Raw genomic sequence first — 15,417 nt, 5'->3', positions numbered from 1 at the left:
AACACGGCGTTCCGGCCGCTCGATGCTCAAACCGTGCGCCAGCCGCCACGTACCCGCATCATCCAGCGCTCGCCGATGCGCGCGAGCCAGTTCAGCGCGCGCTCGTCGCAGCGCGTCGGCACCGAGAACGCGACCTTCGCGAAAGTGGCGCCCTCGGCGCTGAGCCAGAGCCGTTCACCGCGCCGCAGATGCAGCGTCTGGCCGGGCTGCAGCCAGTAGTCCTTGGTGTCGTCGCTACGCGTGACCCACACCGCGCCGCCGTGCACGCGCAGCTTGGTGCTGCGCGCCACCTTCAGCGGCAGGGTGTCGCCGGTGCGGATTTCATATGCAATGCTAGAGGAAATTTCTCGCATGATGCCCTCGCCAAAAATCGTTTCGTGACTAGAATCCTAGGTGCAGCAAGGACTTGGGCAAAACGATCAATTTTCACGTCTATGTGAGAAATATTGCGATGGACCTGCGTCATCTCCCCGCCCTGAACGCGATCAAGGCGTTCGAAGCCGCCGCCCGCCACGAGAGCTTTTCGCGCGCCGCCGACGAGCTCTTCGTCACGCATGGCGCCGTCAGTCATCAGATACGCGCGCTCGAGGCCGAGCTCGGCGTGTCGCTATTCGCGCGCGACGGCAAGCGCGTGCGCCTCACCGAAACCGGCCGCCGCTACGCGACGCAGGTGCGCGCCGCGCTGACTGGGCTCGCCGACGCGACCCGCGCGATCCGCGCCGGCGACCGCGAGCGGCGCCTCGTGGTGTCGATGCTGACGTCGTTCGCGGCGCGCTGGGTGACGCCGCGGATCGGCAGCTTTATCGAGGCGCATCCGCAGTGGGATCTCGAACTGCTGTCCACCAATGCGCTGACGGACTTCGCGCGCGACGACGTCGACGCCGCAATCCGCTTCGGCTTCGGCAAATATCCGGGGCTGCATGCGGAGCTGCTGCTCGAGGAGATTTTCTTCCCGGCCTGCTCGCCCAACTTCAACGGCGGCAAGCTGCCGCAAACCCCGGCCGATCTCGCCAAAGCCCCGCTGCTGCGCTCCGACGACGAGCTATGGCGCCCGTGGTTCGACGCCGCCGGCCTGACCGACTGGCCGGAGCCGAAGCGCGGCGTGCTGTATCAGGATTCGTCGAATCTGCTGCAGGCGGCCGTCGACGGCCAGGGGATCGCGCTCACGCGCCGCTCGCTCGCCATGCACGAAATCGCGGCGGGCCGGCTCGTGCGGCTGTTCGATGTGGATGGGCCAAGCCCGTGGCAATACTATTTCATCTGTCCGCCGCAGTTGCTGGAGACCGCGCGGGTCAAGGCGTTTCGCAACTGGGTGTTCGACGAGGTGGCGCGCTTCAGGCAGCTGTTCGATCTCGCCTGCGAGGCAGGCCCGGCGACGTGTGCGCGCCTCGCGACGGAGGGCGTGACGGCGGACGCGTTGCGCGTCGCGCCGTGAGGTGAAAAACCGCGCGCGGTGTTACAGCACGACCTTGACCATCGGATGGCCGGTCAGCGCGCGATAGATATCGTCGAGATGCGCGCGGCTCGTCGCGCGCACGTGGACGGTCAGCCCCGTGTAGGTGCCGCTGCTCGACGGCCGAGTCTCGACGCGCGACGCATCGACCTCGCTATCGAACTGGCGCACCACTTCGACGATCGTCGCGGCAAACTCGGGGTGCGATTTGCCCATGATCTTGATCGGGAAATCGCAGGGGAATTCAAACAGTGAGTCGTTCTCGGGATTCATTCTCTACTCCTTCTTCCGCAGCGGCCACGGCGGCCGCTTCGGCTGCCTTGGCTCGCTGATACGCCGCATACAGCTTCGCAAATACCGCGCCCGGTTTGCCCGCGCCGACCGGCGCGCCGTCGAGACGCGTGACCGGCAGCACTTCCTTGGTCGCCGAGCTGACGATGATTTCATCGGCCGCGCGCACTTGCGCCTCGGTGATGTCGCGCGCTTCGAAGCGGATCCCGCATTCGGCCGTCAGTTCCTCGATGAGCCCATAGCGGATCCCTTCGAGAATCTTGTTGCTGCGCGGCGGCGCGGCCAGCACGCCATCCTTCACGACCCACACGTTCGACGACGAGCCTTCGGTCAGCAAGCCATCGCGGAACTGCAGCGTCTCGAATGCATCGTTTTCGGCCGCGTATTGCGCCATCAGCACGTTGCCGAGCAGCGACACCGACTTGATGTCGCAATTGAGCCAGCGACGATCCTCGGCGCTCACGCACGCCACACCGCTCGCGCGCTGCGCGGCGCCGGGCAGGTTCAGCGCCGTGACCATCACGAACACGGTCGGCTTGACGTCGGCCGGAAACGCGTGAGCGCGCTTCGCGACGCCACGCGTGACCTGGATGTACGCGATCGCGTCCTGATCGGCACGCAAGCCGCCGTCCGCTTCGTTGGCCTCGACCACGCGGCCGATCAGCTCGCGCCAGCCGGCGTCGTCGAGCGGATTGGCGATGCCGATCTTGCCGACCGAGCGCGCCAGACGCGCCAGATGCTGTCTCAGACGAAACGCGGTGCGACGTCCGCTCGCGTGCGCGTACAACGGCGCGACTTCGTAGATGCCGTCGCCGAAGATGAAGCCGCGGTCGAGCACCGGCACGCGCGCTTCTGACAGCGGCACCAGTTCGCCGTTCAGATAGACGATCGGGTCCAGCGAAACATCGGAGAAAGCGGACATTGCGACACAGCCCTTACTTTTTCTTGTTGAACATCAGCATCATCGAATCCCACACGCGGCCGACCACACCGGCTTGCGGAACCGGCTGCAACGCGACCACCGGGAACTGCGCGAGCACCTTGCCGTCGGCGACGAGCTTCGCGGTGCCGACCTGCTGACCGTTCGCGAGCGGCGCGACGAGCGGATCGGTGAGTTCGATCTGCGGCTTGGCCTTGTCGGCCGCGCCCTTCGGCAACGTGATGTACTGGTCGCCCTTCACGCCGACCTGCACGCTGTCCTGCGCACCCTTGTAGACGCGCGGCGTGGCCACGACCTGGTTCGCCTTGTACAGACGCGTCGTGTCGTACGCGGTGTAGCCGTAGTTCAGCATCTTCAGGCTGTCCTGCACGCGGTCGTGCTCCTTCTGTTCGCCCATCATCACCGAGACGAGACGGCGCGACGCGTCGGTCGTGCCCGGCAGCGGACGCTTCGCGCTCGCGATCAGGCAGTAGCCCGCCGCCTGCGTGTGGCCGGTCTTCAGACCGTCGACGCTCGGATCGATCCACAGCAGACGGTTGCGGTTCGGCTGCTTGATCTTGTTGTACGTGAATTCCTTGACCGAGAAGATGTTGTAGTAGTCCGGATAGTCGCGGATCAGGCGTGCCGACAGGATCGCGAGATCGCCCGCGGTCGTGTAGTGCTGCGGGTCGGGCATGCCGTTCACGTCGGCGAAATGGGTGTTCTTCATGCCGAGCTTCTGCGCTTCGGTGTTCATCATGTTGACGAACTGCGCCTCGCTGCCGCCCACCAGTTCGGCGAGCGCGATCGCCGCGTCGTTGCCCGACTGCACGATCATGCCGTACACGAGGTCGTGCACGGTGACCGGCTTGAGCGCCTCGATGAACATGCGCGATTCGTCGTTGCGCACGCGGCGCACGGCTTCGCTCGGCTCGATGCTCTGGTCCATCGTGATCTTCTTCGTGTCGAGCGCCTCGAACACGAGATACGCGGTCATCAGCTTGGTGAGCGATGCCGGCTCGACGCGCTCATCCGCGTTGGCGGACGCGAGCACCTGGTTGCTGGTCGCATCGACGAGCACCCACGAGCGCGCATTGACGCCCGGCGGGGGCACCTGCGCGAACGCGGTGCCCGCGACGAGCGTGGCCGGCAGCACGAGGCTGGCGACGATGGCACGATTGAGCGAAGTGGGAACGAAAGAAGCGACTGACGGGAATGACGTGCGGCCAGAGGAGAAGAAACGCATAGGGTCGATTGGTGCGGAAAAATAGCTTGCGCGACAGCGCGCGGAGTTGGGGGAGCCGGTCGGCGGGGCTTCTGGCCGTAAAACGGCGGGCGCCCGTTGGACTGACGGCGACACGATCGGTTCGCGAGCACAGCGCCGCGCATCCGGCCGCGCTGCGCGCGAAACGACTCCGCGGCGCGCGAGTTTGCCGGATTGGCGGCGCTGTGCCCAAAAAAAGAGCGCTCATTATACGCGTGCAACCTGGTCCGCTTTGCACGCGTGTCGTCGATTTCGCACACGTTTGCGCGCACCTGTCCCCCGCAAAACGCGCGCGACGCGCGTTTTCAGCGCCAGGCGTCGACGATGATCCGCTTCAGGATATGCAGCTTGCGATGCAGAAAGTGTTCGGCGCCCGGAATGACGACCACCGGCAGTTCCTGCGGCCGCGCCCAGTCGTAAACCGATTGAATGGGAACGGTCTCGTCGACTTCGCCGTGAATCACGAGCGTGCTCTCGGGCACCGGCGCGACTTCCCAGCGGCTCGCCGCGGTGCCGACGAACACGATGCGCTCGATCTCCTGCCCTTCGTCGCGCAGCTTCGCCGCGACGTGCGACAGCACCACGGTGCCGAACGAAAAACCGGCCAGCACGAGCGGCAGATCGCCGTAATCGGTATCGGCGCGCATGTGCTCGAGCACCGCGCACAGGTCGTCGCGCTCGCCGACGCCCGCGTCGTGCTCGCCCTGGGTCTGGCCGACGCCGCGGAAATTCGACCGGTACGTGACGTAGTTCAGTTGCACGAGCGTGCGCGCGAGCGTCTGCGCGACCTTGTTGTCCATCGTGCCGCCAAAGAGCGGATGCGGATGCGCGACGAGCGCGATCCCGCGCGGCGCGGCGCCCTTTTCGCGCACCTCGTCGGGCAGATCCAGCGCGACCTCGATCTTGCCGACCGGGCCGTCGATCAGGTACTTCTTCGTGTTGACGTTCATCAGGATGCCTGCGGATCGTTTCGTGGTTCGCGTTATTGATCGATCTTCAGACGCTCGACGATCTTGCCGTTCGCAAGATGCGATTCGACGATCTCGTCGATGTCGCTTTCGTCGACATAGGTGTACCAGACAGCCTCGGGATACACGACGAGCGTCGGGCCCAGCTCGCAGCGATCGAGGCAGCCGGCCTTGTTGATGCGCACCTGGCCGGGGCCGGCGAGGCCGAGTTGCTTGACACGTTTTTTCGCGTACTCCTGCATCGCCTGCGCGTTGCAGTTCGCGCAACTCGGACGCTCGGCGCCGGGTTCGCGTTGATTCAGACAGAAAAAAACGTGGTGCTTGTAGAAGGAATCCATGATGTCCGGGGGAGCGAGGCTGAAAGGGGGTGCAAGGGCGCCGTCAGCGCGCGGTCAGCACGCGGTCATGCGTGACGTGAAGCGCCCGTCGTGCGGACGATTATAGCGAGCGGACCGCGCTGGCGCCGCCACTTGGCCGGTTCCGCGCAGGCGTCTCACGCCGGCTTCGCGCGCCGCTTCAGCCACGCCCGCTCGACCGCGAACGCGAGCCACACCAGCGCTGCATAGGGCCACATCCACGCAAGCCAGCGCGCGAGCCCGTTGAAATGCAGATAGCGCCCCTGCCGCCAGTCGGCGAGCACGGCGTCGAAATACGGATTCACCGGCAGCAGATTGGCGAACACGAGTGCGACGACCAGCGCGATCCCCGCGAGCGTCGCCCGCAGGCGCCGCCGCAGCGGCAGCGCGAGCAGCGCCGCGACGCTGCCGCACAGGAGTCCGAGCAGCGCGCCGGGCGTCGCCCAGTCGAACGCGAGGCCCGATTGCGATTGCAGGAACGTCGCGCCGACCTTCACGCACAAGGTCGCGACGATGAACACGAATAGCAGCCGCACGCGCGGCGCATGACGGCGCGCCGGCAGCGACGCCAGCGCGAGCGCCGCGAACAGGTTCAGTGTCGTGATCAGCGCTTCCCACGTGTCGTCGGGCAGCCACGCGGCCACCACCGCTGGCCATGCGCCGACGTGCCACGCGGACGGCGTCCACGCGAGCAGCGCCTCCTGGGTGAGCGGATCGAAGCTCAGCCACAGCGCGCGCGGCCAGTTGCCGAGACCGAACAGTAGCGGCGCCGGATACATCGTCGCGAACGGCCACGCGGCGACGAGGCACATGAGCGCCGCATGCCCGCGCTCGAACCACAGCAGCCGCAGACGCCTGAGCAGGCCGCGATCGAGCAGCGCGCCGGTCAACGGTGACATGATCGCCGCGCCGAGAAGCGCACCGAGCGTATTGGCGGCGAGATCGAGATTGGAGGCGACGCGCGTCGGCAGATACGTCTGCACGGCTTCCATCGTGCCCGACAGCAGCCCGCCCAGCACGAACGCGAGCGCGACGGCCAGGGTGCCGCGCCAGCGCGGATACACCGCGAGCACCACCAGCGCGCCGAACGGCATATAGCCGAGCACGTTGGTGACGACGTCGAACGCCGTCAGATACTGCGGCAGCGGATCGAACAGATAGGCGAACGGCGCGATGCCGAGCGAGCGCCAGCCGGAAAACGGATACCACGACCCATAGACGATCAGCGCCGTGTACAGCAGCAGCGCCTGGCGGGCCAGCGTCGACGGGCGGCGCAGCCATGGGCGATCGCTCATGCAGCGCTCCGTCGCCTGCGCTGCCGGCCTGTCATTGTGCGGCGACCAGCGCCTGCGAGCCGAGCCAGGTGGTGATCTGCGCGACGAGGTCGTCGCTGGCCGCGGCGAGCGCCCGCGCGCCGCCGGCCGCATCCGCCGATTGGGCCGGCGCGCTCGCGACGAACGTCTGCTGGCCGACCACCTTGCCGCCCTGCATCAGCGTCGCGCGCGCGGCGATGGCGCCGCGACTGTTCGTCTGGCTGTCGAACACCTGCTCGAATTCGGTCAGATCGACCCGCAGCACCGGCGCGGCCACGCCGTCGGCGCCCGTCAGAACGGTGCCGTGCTCGCTCAGCGCATTGCGCAGGCGCTGCGTCAGCAGTTGCGACGGCATCATCGTCCAGTGGCTGTTCGCGTACGTGGCCGTCTGCTGCGCGTCGGCGTAGCTCAGCCGATAGATCAGGCGGTCGGATTCGAGCACGGGTGGCGCGCCGACCTCGAGCACCTTGACGGCCGGCAGCCGGCTCGCGGCGGCGCTCTGCGGCGGCGGCCCGAAGTCGTAGCGGATGTCCGACACCACCGCGGAGCTGCCCGCGCAGCCCGCCGCCAGCACGCCGAACGCAAGCAGCGCCGCGAGCGCGGCGCGCGAGGACAACAGTCGGTGAATCGAGCGTGACATGAGCATCTTCCTCTGTTCTGGCCTGCGGATTTAGTGGGCTGCGGGGGCGGCGGCAGCGGTCGGCCACGTGAAGCCGGCCTCGCCCGGACCCGGCGCCGCGCGCGGCGCGCCGAACAGCACGCTGCGCGGGTTGGTGCTGAAGGTGTCGGCGGCGCGGTCGATCGATTGCGCGGCCGAGCGCACGTCCTCGGTCAGCGAATTCACGCGCGGCAGCGTTTCGTAGCCGACCCGCGCGGACAGGTCCTGCAGCGAGGTGTTCATCTGCGCGAGCGCGTCACCCGCCTGTTGCGCGGCCGTGCCGACCTTGTTCAGATTGCGCTCGAAAGGTCCGTCCGGACGGTTCAGGCCCGTGATCATCTGATTCGTCGACGCGAGCGTGTGATTGAGCTGATCCACGGTGCCTGGCAGCTTGGCGACGACCGGCGCCACCTGCCGGGTCAGCGCCGCGACGCCGGAAGCCGCCTGCTCGATGCTCGCCGCCGTATCGTGCAGTTGCGCGACCATTTCCGGCGACAGCATGTCGTTGACGTTGTCGGTGACCTTTTCGAGCTTGCGCAGCAGCACGTCGCCGCGTTGCTGCAACTGGTCGAACAGGCCCGGGCGCATCGGCAGTTGCGCGACGTTTTGCGGCGACGACGGCAGCGGCCTCTGGTCGCGCCCGCTATCGTCGAGCTGGATAAATGCGATGCCGGTCACGCCCTGCAACCCGAGGCTGCCGAAGGTCGAATGCGTGATCGGCGCATGCTCGTCGACCATGATACGAATCAGGATCTGCCCCGGATGCGTCGGGTCGAATTTGATCGACTGCACGCGGCCGACGTCGAGGCCGCGAAAGCGCACCGCCGCATCGGCAAAGAGGCCCGTCACGTTGGTTCGTGCGAGCAGGTCGTACGGCACCCGCACGGTGCGGTCGACGTTGAACAGATACGCGGTCAGCCCGATCGCCGCCGTCAGCACGACCGTGAAGAGCCCGGCCCAGAACGCATACGCTTTGTTTTCCATCGTCAGGTTTCCTGGTTCATAGCGGCCCGGTTCATGGCGGCCTGCTTCACAACGGCAACTCGGAGGACGCCGGTTCGAGCGCCGCCTGCGGCAGCTTCGCGCGGCGCTCCGGCGGCAACGCCTGCAAGGCCCGGCGCCCGCGCAGGCCGAGGAAATATTCGCGGATGAACGGATGGTCGACGCCCGCGGCCTCCTCGACCGGCGCGTTGATCAGCACCTTGCGATCGGCGAGCACGGCCACGCGCGTCGACAGCGCGACCATCGTGTCGAGATCGTGCGTGATCATCACGACGGTCAAGCCGAGCGCGCGATGCAGCCCGGAGATCAGCTCGACGAATTCTTCGGACGCCTGCGGGTCGAGGCCGGCGGTCGGTTCGTCGAGGAACAGCAGCTCGGGCTCGAGCGCGATTGCACGGGCGATGCCGACCCGCTTGATCATGCCGCCCGACAACGCCGACGGCATCTTCGACGCATGCTTGCACGGCAGCCCGACCATTTCGAGCTTCAGCATCACGATGTCGCGCAGCAGGTCTTCGGGCACCTTGCCGAGCTCGCGCACCGGCTGCGCGACGTTGTCGAACACGGACAGCGACGAAAACAGCGCGCCGCGCTGAAACAGCATGCCTGAGCGGCTGCGCATCAGCAGCGCGGTATCGGGCGAGATGGTCGAGAGGTCTTCGCCGAACAGCTTGATGGTGCCTCTCGACGGCCGTTCGAGGCCGAGAATCTGCCGCACCAGCGTGGTCTTGCCGGAGCCCGAACCGCCGACGATCGACACGATCTCGCCGCGCCGCACTTCGAAGCTCAGATGTTGATGCACGATGTTGCGGCCGTAGCGCTTGGTGATGTCGATCACCTCGATCACCGGCTCGGCGATCGACGGCACGGGCTGGCCGCGCACGGCTTCTGTCAGTGGTGCAATCATCCGAGCCCCACGTTCTGGAAAAGAATCGCGAACACCGCGTCCGCGAGAATCACGATGGTGATCGACGTCACCACCGAGGTCGTCGTGCCTTCGCCGAGACTCTGCGAATTGGCCTTGATACGGAAGCCGAAATGACAGCCGGCGATCGCGATCAGCATGCCGAACACCGCGCCCTTGCCAAGGCCGATCCACAGATTCGCGATCGGCACGACGGTTGGCAACTGCCGCGCGAAGAAGCTCATGTCGATGCCGAGCACGAGCTTCGCGGCAAGCGCGCCGCCCGTCAACGCGATCACGTTGGTCCACATCACGAGGAGTGGCATCGCCACGGACAGCGCGATCACGCGCGGCAGGATCAGCCGCAGGCCGTGCGGGATGCCCATCACGCGCATCGCGTCGAGCTCCTCGGTCACGCGCATCACGCCGATCTGCGCGGTGATCGCCGAGCCCGAGCGGCCCGCCACCAGAATCGCCGACAGGACCGGGCCGAGCTCGCGAATCACCGCGAGGCCGAGAATGTTGACGATGAACTGGTTCGCGCCAAAGATGCGCAATTGCTGTGCCGACAGATAGCTCAACACGATGCCGATCAGGAACGCGACGAGCGCGGTGATCGGCAGCGCACGGGCGCCGGCGTTGTAGACGTTCGCGGAGATTTCGGTCCACGGCGTGAGCTTCGGCTTGCGGATGATCGCGAGCAGATCGAGCACGACGCGCCCGAGCATCGTGACGCCGCCCTGCATATGCTCGACGAACGAGAACAGACCGAGGCCGAGACGCGTGAATGGATCGAGGCGCGTGACCGGCTCGGCGCTCTCGCGCACCTCGTCGAGCAGCGCGATGCGCTCGAAAATATCGCGCTGCGTGTCGGTGAGCGCCGTGCCGGGCGGCATTTTGCGGCCCCACACGCGCCACAGCGCCTGCCCGCCGACGTGGTCCATGCTGTCGACGCGCGACAGGTCCCACTCGCCGATGCCTTGCGCGCCGGTCAGCGAACGCAGTTGCGGAATCACCCGTCCAGTGTCGCGATCGCGCGCGAGCGCGAGCGCCGTCCACTGGCCCGAGAGACGGACGATCTTGCCTTGGCTGCCTGCCGCGACTTCAAGGCCGGGCGGAGTGTCGTAGTTCAAGGATCGTGTGAATCTGGTTATCGGATTAAGGGCCATTGTAGCGAAGGCTCGGCCGGCGGTCCGCACTGATCGGCACTGATCCGCATTGGTCCGCGGCGAGTCCCGATCGGCTTCGCTGTCGCTACAATATGAGGCATGAATGCCTCCAAGACTCCCACCTCCCAGCCCTCGGCCGCAAGCGCCAGCACTGACTGGCGCATCGATCGCGAACGCGCGGTCAAGCTGTTCGGCGCGCATGCGCATGACTGGCCGATCGAAATCGTCGAGGAAACGGGCTCGACCAATGCCGACCTGATGGCTCACGTGAAAGCACTGCCACGCCGCGCGAACGCGCTGCCGCGGCCGATCGTGCGCGTCGCGTATCTGCAGACGGCCGGCCGCGGCCGGCGCGGCCGGCCGTGGTACGCGGAGCCGGGCAACGCGCTGCTGTTTTCGGTCGCGTGCGTGTTGCCGCGCCCGCTCGAGGGCCTCGCGGGCTTGAGCCTCGCGGTGGGTGTGGCGCTCGTCGACGGGCTGCGTTCGCTGCCGGTCGCGGGTCCCGGACAGATCGCGCTGAAGTGGCCGAACGACGTGCTGCTCGAAGGCGACAAGCTGGCCGGCATCCTGATCGAAACCGCGTGGAGCACCGACGATGCGAGCGCGGTCGTGATCGGGATCGGCACCAACGTGAAGGGTGCCGACGAACTGGCGGCGAAGGTCGGCGCGCTGACTGCCGAGGTGCCGCCGCAGGCGCGCGGCACCGTGCCCACCGCGTTGCAGCGCGCGCTGCCGAACGCGAATCTCACCGACACGCTCGCCGCCGAGCTGAGCGCGCTCGAACCGATGCTGCAGCGCTTCGGCGCGGAGGGTTTCGCACCGTTCCAGCCGCGCTGGAACGCCGTGCATGCTTATGCGGGCCGCGAAGTAGTGCTGCTCGAGCAAGGTCAGGAACTCGCGCGCGGCGTGGCGGCGGGCGTCGACGAACGTGGCCAGCTGCTGCTCGACACGGCCGAAGGCCGCCAGAGCATCGCGACCGGCGACGTGTCGCTGCGCCTCGCCGACGGTGCCGCATGACGCAGCGCGCGCCTTATCTGCTGATCGACGCGGGCAATAGCCGGATCAAATGGGCGCTGGTGCAGCCGGACGGAACGCAACTGGCGAGCGGCGCGCTCGCGCATGACGACGTGGCCGGGCCAGGTGCGCGATCTGGTCTGCAGGCCGGTTGGAGCGACTGGCCGGCGCCGTGCGGCGTGTGGCTCTCTAATGTGGCGGGCGCGGAGGTCGCGACACGCATCGCCGCGCTCGTCGACGCACACTGGCCGCAACTGCCGCTCACGACGATCCGCGCGAGCGCTCAGCAATGCGGCGTCACCAATTGCTACACGACACCGCACGCGCTCGGCAGCGACCGCTGGGCGGGCATGATCGGCGCGCACGCAGCCTTTCCGGGCGAACATCTGCTGCTCGCCACCTTCGGCACCGCGACGACGCTCGAGGCGTTGCGCGCGGACGGCGCGTTTATCGGCGGATTGATCGCGCCGGGCTGGACGCTGATGATGCGCTCGCTTGGCGAGCACACCGCGCAACTGCCGACGCTCGACGCCACGCGCGCACGCGGCCTGCTCGATGCGGCCGATGCGGCCGATGCGGCCCGTCGCGGCCCGTTCTTCGCGACCGATACGCCGCATTCGCTGTCGGCGGGCTGCACGCTCGCGCAGGCGGGACTGATCGAGCGGATGTGGCGCGATCTGCAGGACGAGTGGCAGGTGCCGGTGCGTCTCGTGGTCAGCGGCGGCGCCGCGGACGAAGTGGCGAGCGCGTTGAAAGTGCAGCATACTCGCCACGATTCGCTGGTGCTGTCGGGGCTGGCGCTGATCGCCGCCGAAGAGTCGGCACGCGCGTAGCGGCGCCCGCGTTTTGTCCGCGTTTTGTCTGCGTCTCGCCCGCGTCTCGCTCTCGCGCCCTCGCCTCAAGTTCTTTCTGGATTGGAAATACGCACCATGCTTCGCTGGCCGATCGCCATTCTGTTTGTCGTCAACGTGCTGGCTTTCGTCGCGCTGCGCGGTGTCTTCGGCCCGACGCCCATCGCCAGCGCTCGCGAGACGAATCATCTGAACCGCCAGATTCATCCGGACTGGCTGAAGGTGCGGCCGGTCAGCGCCGCCGATGCGGCCGATCAGGCAGTGGTCGGCGGCCCGGCACCGGAGGCGCCGATTTCGACCTCGGAATTGCCGCAGTAACGATGTGACCGGGAGGTGCGGCAGATGGTCAGCAGTCCGCCGCGTTCTCCCGCGACGATTAGCAGCCTCAACCCTGCGTACGCACCTTCTTCAACAGCGCGGTCGTCGAGCGATCATGCTCGAACGCAATCGCAAGCGCCTTGCCGCCCCAGCCTCGCACGAGCGCCGATTCGGGCAGCGCGTCCATGTCGTAGTCGCCGCCCTTGACGAGCACGTCCGGGCGCAGCGCGGAAATCAGCTCGACCGGCGTCTGCTCGCCGAAGCCCACCACGTAGTCGACACTTTCCAGTGCAGCGAGCAAGGCCATGCGATCGGCCTCGACGTTGATCGGCCGGTCGTCGCCCTTGCCGAGCATCCGCACCGACGCGTCGCTGTTGACACCGACGATCAGGCACGCGCCGAGCGCCTTCGCGTCGGCCAGATAGGTCACGTGACCCCGATGCAGGATATCGAACACGCCGTTCGTAAACACGACAGGCGCGCGCAGCGAAGGACGCAGTTTCACCAGGGCATCGCGCGTCAGAATCTTGCGTTCAAAGATGGCGGTCATCGCAAAGTCACAGAGTTGCGGAGTTACGGGAAGAGGAATGCAAAGTGCCGTCACGATACACGCTGGACGGCGCGAAGCAAAACGGTCCGGCAAGCTCGCGCCTGCCGGACCGTCTTTTGAAGCTGGTCTGAAACCGTTGAGTCCCGTTACGCCGGCTGCTGATGCGCCGGGTTCTGATCAGCGGCCTGCAGGCGTGCGACCACTTCCTTGCGATAACGGTTCAGTTCCTGCGCGGTGTTGAACGTGCGTTCGAACAGCAGCGACAGGTTGTGCAGAATGCGCTCGACGACCTTCTTTTCCCAGCCGTCGTCGAAACGGATCTGCTCGTCCAGCCAGCGCTCGAGCCATTCCGGATCCGGCAGACGCGACTGGATCGTGTCACGCGGGAACAGTGCCTGGTTCACGTGCAGATTGGTGGGGTGCAGCGGCTTTTCGGTGCGACGCGCCGATGCCATCAGCACGCCGATCTTCGCGAACGCGGCACGTGCGATGTCGCCGGTTTGCACCATCGCCTTCTTCATGTAGCGCAGATAGGCGCCGCCGTGGCGGGCTTCGTCGCGCGAGATGGTTTCGTAGATGTGCTTGATGACCGGTTCCGTGTGCCATTCGGCGGCACGGCGATACCAGTGATTGAGGCGGATTTCGCCGCAGAAGTGCAGCATCAGCGTTTCGAGCGGCGGCGCGGGATCGAATTCGAAGCGCACCGCGTGCAGTTCCTCTTCGGTCGGGCACAGTTCCGGCTTGAAGCGGCGCAGGTACTCCATCAGCACCAGCGAGTGCTTCTGCTCTTCGAAGAACCACACGCTCATGAACGCGGAGAAATCGCTGTCGTGATGATTGTCACGCAGAAACATTTCCGTTGCGGGCAACGCCGACCATTCGGTGATCGCGTTCATCTTGATCGTCGCGGCCTGCTCGTCGGTCAATAGCGATGCATCGAATTTGTCCCAGGGGATGTCCTTCTCCATGTCCCATCGAACGGATTCGAGCGATTTATAAAGTTCCGGATAAAGCATGGTGTTCATAGTCCCACCCCTGTTCTGCACATACTGTGTGTGTCTGTTGCTGCTACGTGTAGCCGTTTTTGCCTACGACGAACGGACCTGCCGTTTATCGGCCAAGCATTCAATTTTACGCGTTAACCGGCCGCCCAGAAGCATCGGGCAGCAAAGAAGTCCGGGCTTTTGTATCGGCGCCTGAAGCGTGAAGCAGGCACCGCGGCCAACCGTGGGTGAGGGATACCCTTTGCCTGAGGTCGAGCCAGTCTGGAACTGATGCGAGCGCGGTGCGATTGGTTCTTTTCTGCGACCGCCCCAAAGCCAGATCAAGCTTACAGATGATAGCACGCGCGCCTGACGAAACCCGTGACAGAAACGCTGCGAGCGCCCACTGGTATTGACCTTTCGCAACAAAGTCGGCAGATCGCGAGGGCGGAACCGCCGGCGCTGGAACCGGAGCAAAAGCGCGGGACCATGAGTCGCTTCGGTCATCGCGCGCTAATTGCCAGGTCGAGACGGCAGGACGCGCGGATTCGACCGCGCCCCTTTTGTCGTTGCTGTCGCTGTCGCAGCGGGTGCGAGCCCGTTGCCCGCACCGCCCGCTCACGACGACTTTTTCGGCGTTGCCGCGCTCGTACCCTCGCCGGCCGCGCGTTTGGCCGCCGGCGTGGCGCGCTTCGCGGCCGGCCGTTTGGCGGCGGGCTTCGCGTTTTGCGCTGCGGCGCCCGGCGCTTCGGCTGCGCTCGACTGCTCCGGCTTGCCCTGCGTGCCCCCGCCTGCCGCGGCGACCGCGACCGACGGCTGCGTCACCGCGAACTGCGCGATCTGGTTGAACTGCGATTGCAGCAGATTCCACCAGGCGGATGCATCGAACGCGGGCGTGGCAGGCGCCTCCTCTTCGTCGCTCTCGGCCGGCTTGGCGCTTGTGGGCGCGGGCTCGGCCGGCTTCGTCCAGCTCGGCGCCGGCGCGGGGCTGGCGGCAGGTTTCGGCGCTTCGCCGGCGGCGGCACTCGACGCAGCCGCCGCCTGCGATATCGACGACTGCGCGAATGCGCCGAACGCGCGCAGCGTCGCGAGCGTCGCGCGTTGCACTTCGAGCGCCTGAATCGCCGACTGCAACATGCTCAGATTCAGCTTCAGCCATTGCTCGACCGCGCGCATGTCGGTAATGCGCTTGTCGAGCTCCTCGACGCTGGTGAGCGGCGCCATCATGTCGGACATCATCGACAGCGACGGACTCGTGCCGCCGCCCGGTTGCGCGCCCGTCATGGCGGCACCGAACGGCGACAGCCGCATCATGCTCCACATGCGATCGAGCATTTCAGCGGGCGGAAAACCGGGAAAGCCGGGAAAGGGCGGCGTGGAGCCAGTGGTGTCGGTCATGCTTGT

18 protein-coding genes are annotated in these 15,417 nt (G+C 66.6%); 4 read left to right on the top strand and 14 right to left on the bottom strand.

The genetic code is table 11. The features are described from left to right. Positions 1-26: 26 nt before the first annotated feature. A complete protein-coding gene (locus CI15_RS07545; protein WP_062125729.1) occupies positions 27-353 on the bottom strand; it encodes a DUF2917 domain-containing protein in 327 nt (108 codons plus the stop codon). 98 nt (positions 354-451) lie between these two features. On the opposite strand from CI15_RS07545, the gene CI15_RS07540 reads away from it, so the two are divergent. Next, positions 452-1,435: a transcriptional regulator GcvA gene (locus CI15_RS07540; RefSeq protein WP_062126176.1), complete on the top strand. Its 984-nt coding sequence runs from the start codon at positions 452-454 to the stop codon at positions 1,433-1,435. A gap of 21 nt (positions 1,436-1,456) precedes the next feature. Here the strand turns inward: CI15_RS07540 and CI15_RS07535 are convergent, their stop codons facing one another. The 10 genes from CI15_RS07535 to CI15_RS07490 form a co-directional block, all read right to left on the bottom strand. Continuing rightward, positions 1,457-1,726 carry a DUF493 family protein gene (locus CI15_RS07535; RefSeq protein WP_062125726.1) on the bottom strand — a complete coding sequence of 90 codons (270 nt, stop codon included), beginning with the start codon at positions 1,724-1,726 and terminating at the stop codon, positions 1,457-1,459. Then, a complete protein-coding gene (locus CI15_RS07530; RefSeq protein WP_062125724.1) occupies positions 1,698-2,666 on the bottom strand; it encodes a D-amino acid aminotransferase in 969 nt (322 codons plus the stop codon). Before CI15_RS07530 ends, CI15_RS07535 begins: the two co-directional genes overlap by 29 nt. 13 nt (positions 2,667-2,679) lie before the next feature. Continuing rightward, positions 2,680-3,909 (bottom strand): D-alanyl-D-alanine carboxypeptidase family protein, encoded by a 1,230-nt coding sequence (locus CI15_RS07525; RefSeq protein ID WP_062125722.1) that lies wholly within the window; start codon positions 3,907-3,909, stop codon positions 2,680-2,682. A gap of 323 nt (positions 3,910-4,232) precedes the next feature. Beyond that, on the bottom strand, positions 4,233-4,877 hold the full coding sequence (locus CI15_RS07520; protein ID WP_062125720.1) for an alpha/beta hydrolase: 645 nt from the start codon (positions 4,875-4,877) through the stop codon (positions 4,233-4,235). 32 nt (positions 4,878-4,909) lie between these two features. Next, a complete protein-coding gene (locus tag CI15_RS07515; protein ID WP_062125718.1) occupies positions 4,910-5,233 on the bottom strand; it encodes a (2Fe-2S) ferredoxin domain-containing protein in 324 nt (107 codons plus the stop codon). A gap of 155 nt (positions 5,234-5,388) precedes the next feature. Next, positions 5,389-6,546, bottom strand: a complete 1,158-nt coding sequence (locus CI15_RS07510; RefSeq protein WP_062125716.1) for a VanZ family protein — start codon at positions 6,544-6,546, stop codon at positions 5,389-5,391. A gap of 31 nt (positions 6,547-6,577) precedes the next feature. Continuing rightward, a complete protein-coding gene (locus tag CI15_RS07505) occupies positions 6,578-7,204 on the bottom strand; it encodes an ABC-type transport auxiliary lipoprotein family protein (protein ID WP_062125715.1) in 627 nt (208 codons plus the stop codon). Between the two features lie 30 nt (positions 7,205-7,234). After that, positions 7,235-8,206 carry an MlaD family protein gene (locus CI15_RS07500; RefSeq protein ID WP_062125713.1) on the bottom strand — a complete coding sequence of 324 codons (972 nt, stop codon included), beginning with the start codon at positions 8,204-8,206 and terminating at the stop codon, positions 7,235-7,237. Positions 8,207-8,252: 46 nt separating this feature from the next. Beyond that, positions 8,253-9,131, bottom strand: coding sequence for an ABC transporter ATP-binding protein (locus CI15_RS07495; RefSeq protein WP_062125711.1), 879 nt, complete (start codon positions 9,129-9,131; stop codon positions 8,253-8,255). Then, on the bottom strand, positions 9,128-10,261 hold the full coding sequence (locus CI15_RS07490) for an MlaE family ABC transporter permease (RefSeq protein ID WP_062125709.1): 1,134 nt from the start codon (positions 10,259-10,261) through the stop codon (positions 9,128-9,130). The genes CI15_RS07495 and CI15_RS07490 overlap by 4 nt, the downstream gene beginning before the upstream one ends. Before the next feature lie 135 nt (positions 10,262-10,396). Between CI15_RS07490 and CI15_RS07485 the strand changes: the two genes are divergently transcribed. The 3 genes from CI15_RS07485 to CI15_RS07475 all read left to right on the top strand — a co-directional run bounded on the left by CI15_RS07485 (position 10,397) and on the right by CI15_RS07475 (position 12,480). Continuing rightward, the gene (locus CI15_RS07485; RefSeq protein ID WP_062125708.1) at positions 10,397-11,314 is read left to right on the top strand and encodes a biotin--[acetyl-CoA-carboxylase] ligase; all 918 of its coding nucleotides are present in this window, start codon (positions 10,397-10,399) and stop codon (positions 11,312-11,314) included. After that, on the top strand, positions 11,311-12,144 hold the full coding sequence (locus tag CI15_RS07480; protein ID WP_062125706.1) for a type III pantothenate kinase: 834 nt from the start codon (positions 11,311-11,313) through the stop codon (positions 12,142-12,144). The genes CI15_RS07485 and CI15_RS07480 overlap by 4 nt, the downstream gene beginning before the upstream one ends. A 96-nt stretch (positions 12,145-12,240) precedes the next feature. Next, the gene (locus CI15_RS07475) at positions 12,241-12,480 is read left to right on the top strand and encodes a hypothetical protein (RefSeq protein WP_062125704.1); all 240 of its coding nucleotides are present in this window, start codon (positions 12,241-12,243) and stop codon (positions 12,478-12,480) included. Positions 12,481-12,547: 67 nt separating this feature from the next. Here CI15_RS07475 and rfaE2 read toward each other — a convergent pair whose 3' ends face one another. The 3 genes from rfaE2 to CI15_RS07460 form a co-directional block, all read right to left on the bottom strand. Continuing rightward, a complete protein-coding gene (gene rfaE2, locus CI15_RS07470; protein ID WP_062125702.1) occupies positions 12,548-13,030 on the bottom strand; it encodes a D-glycero-beta-D-manno-heptose 1-phosphate adenylyltransferase in 483 nt (160 codons plus the stop codon). 146 nt (positions 13,031-13,176) lie between these two features. Then, positions 13,177-14,055, bottom strand: a complete 879-nt coding sequence (locus CI15_RS07465; protein ID WP_062125701.1) for a ferritin family protein — start codon at positions 14,053-14,055, stop codon at positions 13,177-13,179. Between the two features lie 576 nt (positions 14,056-14,631). Further along, a complete protein-coding gene (locus CI15_RS07460; RefSeq protein ID WP_062125700.1) occupies positions 14,632-15,411 on the bottom strand; it encodes a PhaM family polyhydroxyalkanoate granule multifunctional regulatory protein in 780 nt (259 codons plus the stop codon). Positions 15,412-15,417: the final 6 nt, after the last annotated feature.

The organism is Paraburkholderia monticola (assembly GCF_001580545.1).
Taxonomy (GTDB): Bacteria; Pseudomonadota; Gammaproteobacteria; order Burkholderiales; family Burkholderiaceae; genus Paraburkholderia; species Paraburkholderia monticola.
This window is presented reverse-complemented; position numbering and strand designations above follow the sequence as displayed.

Bases quoted from the DNA above. Each gene is read 5' to 3' on its own strand.
- CI15_RS07525 (WP_062125722.1), bottom strand. From the start codon at position 3,909: ATGCGTTTCTTCTCCTCTGGCCGCACGTCATTCCCGTCAGTCGCTTCT.
- CI15_RS07520 (WP_062125720.1), bottom strand. From the start codon at position 4,877: ATGAACGTCAACACGAAGAAGTACCTGATCGACGGCCCGGTCGGCAAG.
- CI15_RS07545 (WP_062125729.1), bottom strand. From the start codon at position 353: ATGCGAGAAATTTCCTCTAGCATTGCATATGAAATCCGCACCGGCGAC.
- CI15_RS07465 (WP_062125701.1), bottom strand. From the start codon at position 14,055: ATGAACACCATGCTTTATCCGGAACTTTATAAATCGCTCGAATCCGTT.
- CI15_RS07475 (WP_062125704.1), top strand. From the start codon at position 12,241: ATGCTTCGCTGGCCGATCGCCATTCTGTTTGTCGTCAACGTGCTGGCT.
- CI15_RS07510 (WP_062125716.1), bottom strand. From the start codon at position 6,546: ATGAGCGATCGCCCATGGCTGCGCCGCCCGTCGACGCTGGCCCGCCAG.
- CI15_RS07500 (WP_062125713.1), bottom strand. From the start codon at position 8,206: ATGGAAAACAAAGCGTATGCGTTCTGGGCCGGGCTCTTCACGGTCGTG.
- CI15_RS07530 (WP_062125724.1), bottom strand. From the start codon at position 2,666: ATGTCCGCTTTCTCCGATGTTTCGCTGGACCCGATCGTCTATCTGAAC.
- CI15_RS07535 (WP_062125726.1), bottom strand. From the start codon at position 1,726: ATGAATCCCGAGAACGACTCACTGTTTGAATTCCCCTGCGATTTCCCG.
- CI15_RS07485 (WP_062125708.1), top strand. From the start codon at position 10,397: ATGAATGCCTCCAAGACTCCCACCTCCCAGCCCTCGGCCGCAAGCGCC.
- CI15_RS07460 (WP_062125700.1), bottom strand. From the start codon at position 15,411: ATGACCGACACCACTGGCTCCACGCCGCCCTTTCCCGGCTTTCCCGGT.
- rfaE2 (WP_062125702.1), bottom strand. From the start codon at position 13,030: ATGACCGCCATCTTTGAACGCAAGATTCTGACGCGCGATGCCCTGGTG.
- CI15_RS07515 (WP_062125718.1), bottom strand. From the start codon at position 5,233: ATGGATTCCTTCTACAAGCACCACGTTTTTTTCTGTCTGAATCAACGC.
- CI15_RS07495 (WP_062125711.1), bottom strand. From the start codon at position 9,131: ATGATTGCACCACTGACAGAAGCCGTGCGCGGCCAGCCCGTGCCGTCG.
- CI15_RS07505 (WP_062125715.1), bottom strand. From the start codon at position 7,204: ATGTCACGCTCGATTCACCGACTGTTGTCCTCGCGCGCCGCGCTCGCG.
- CI15_RS07540 (WP_062126176.1), top strand. From the start codon at position 452: ATGGACCTGCGTCATCTCCCCGCCCTGAACGCGATCAAGGCGTTCGAA.
- CI15_RS07480 (WP_062125706.1), top strand. From the start codon at position 11,311: ATGACGCAGCGCGCGCCTTATCTGCTGATCGACGCGGGCAATAGCCGG.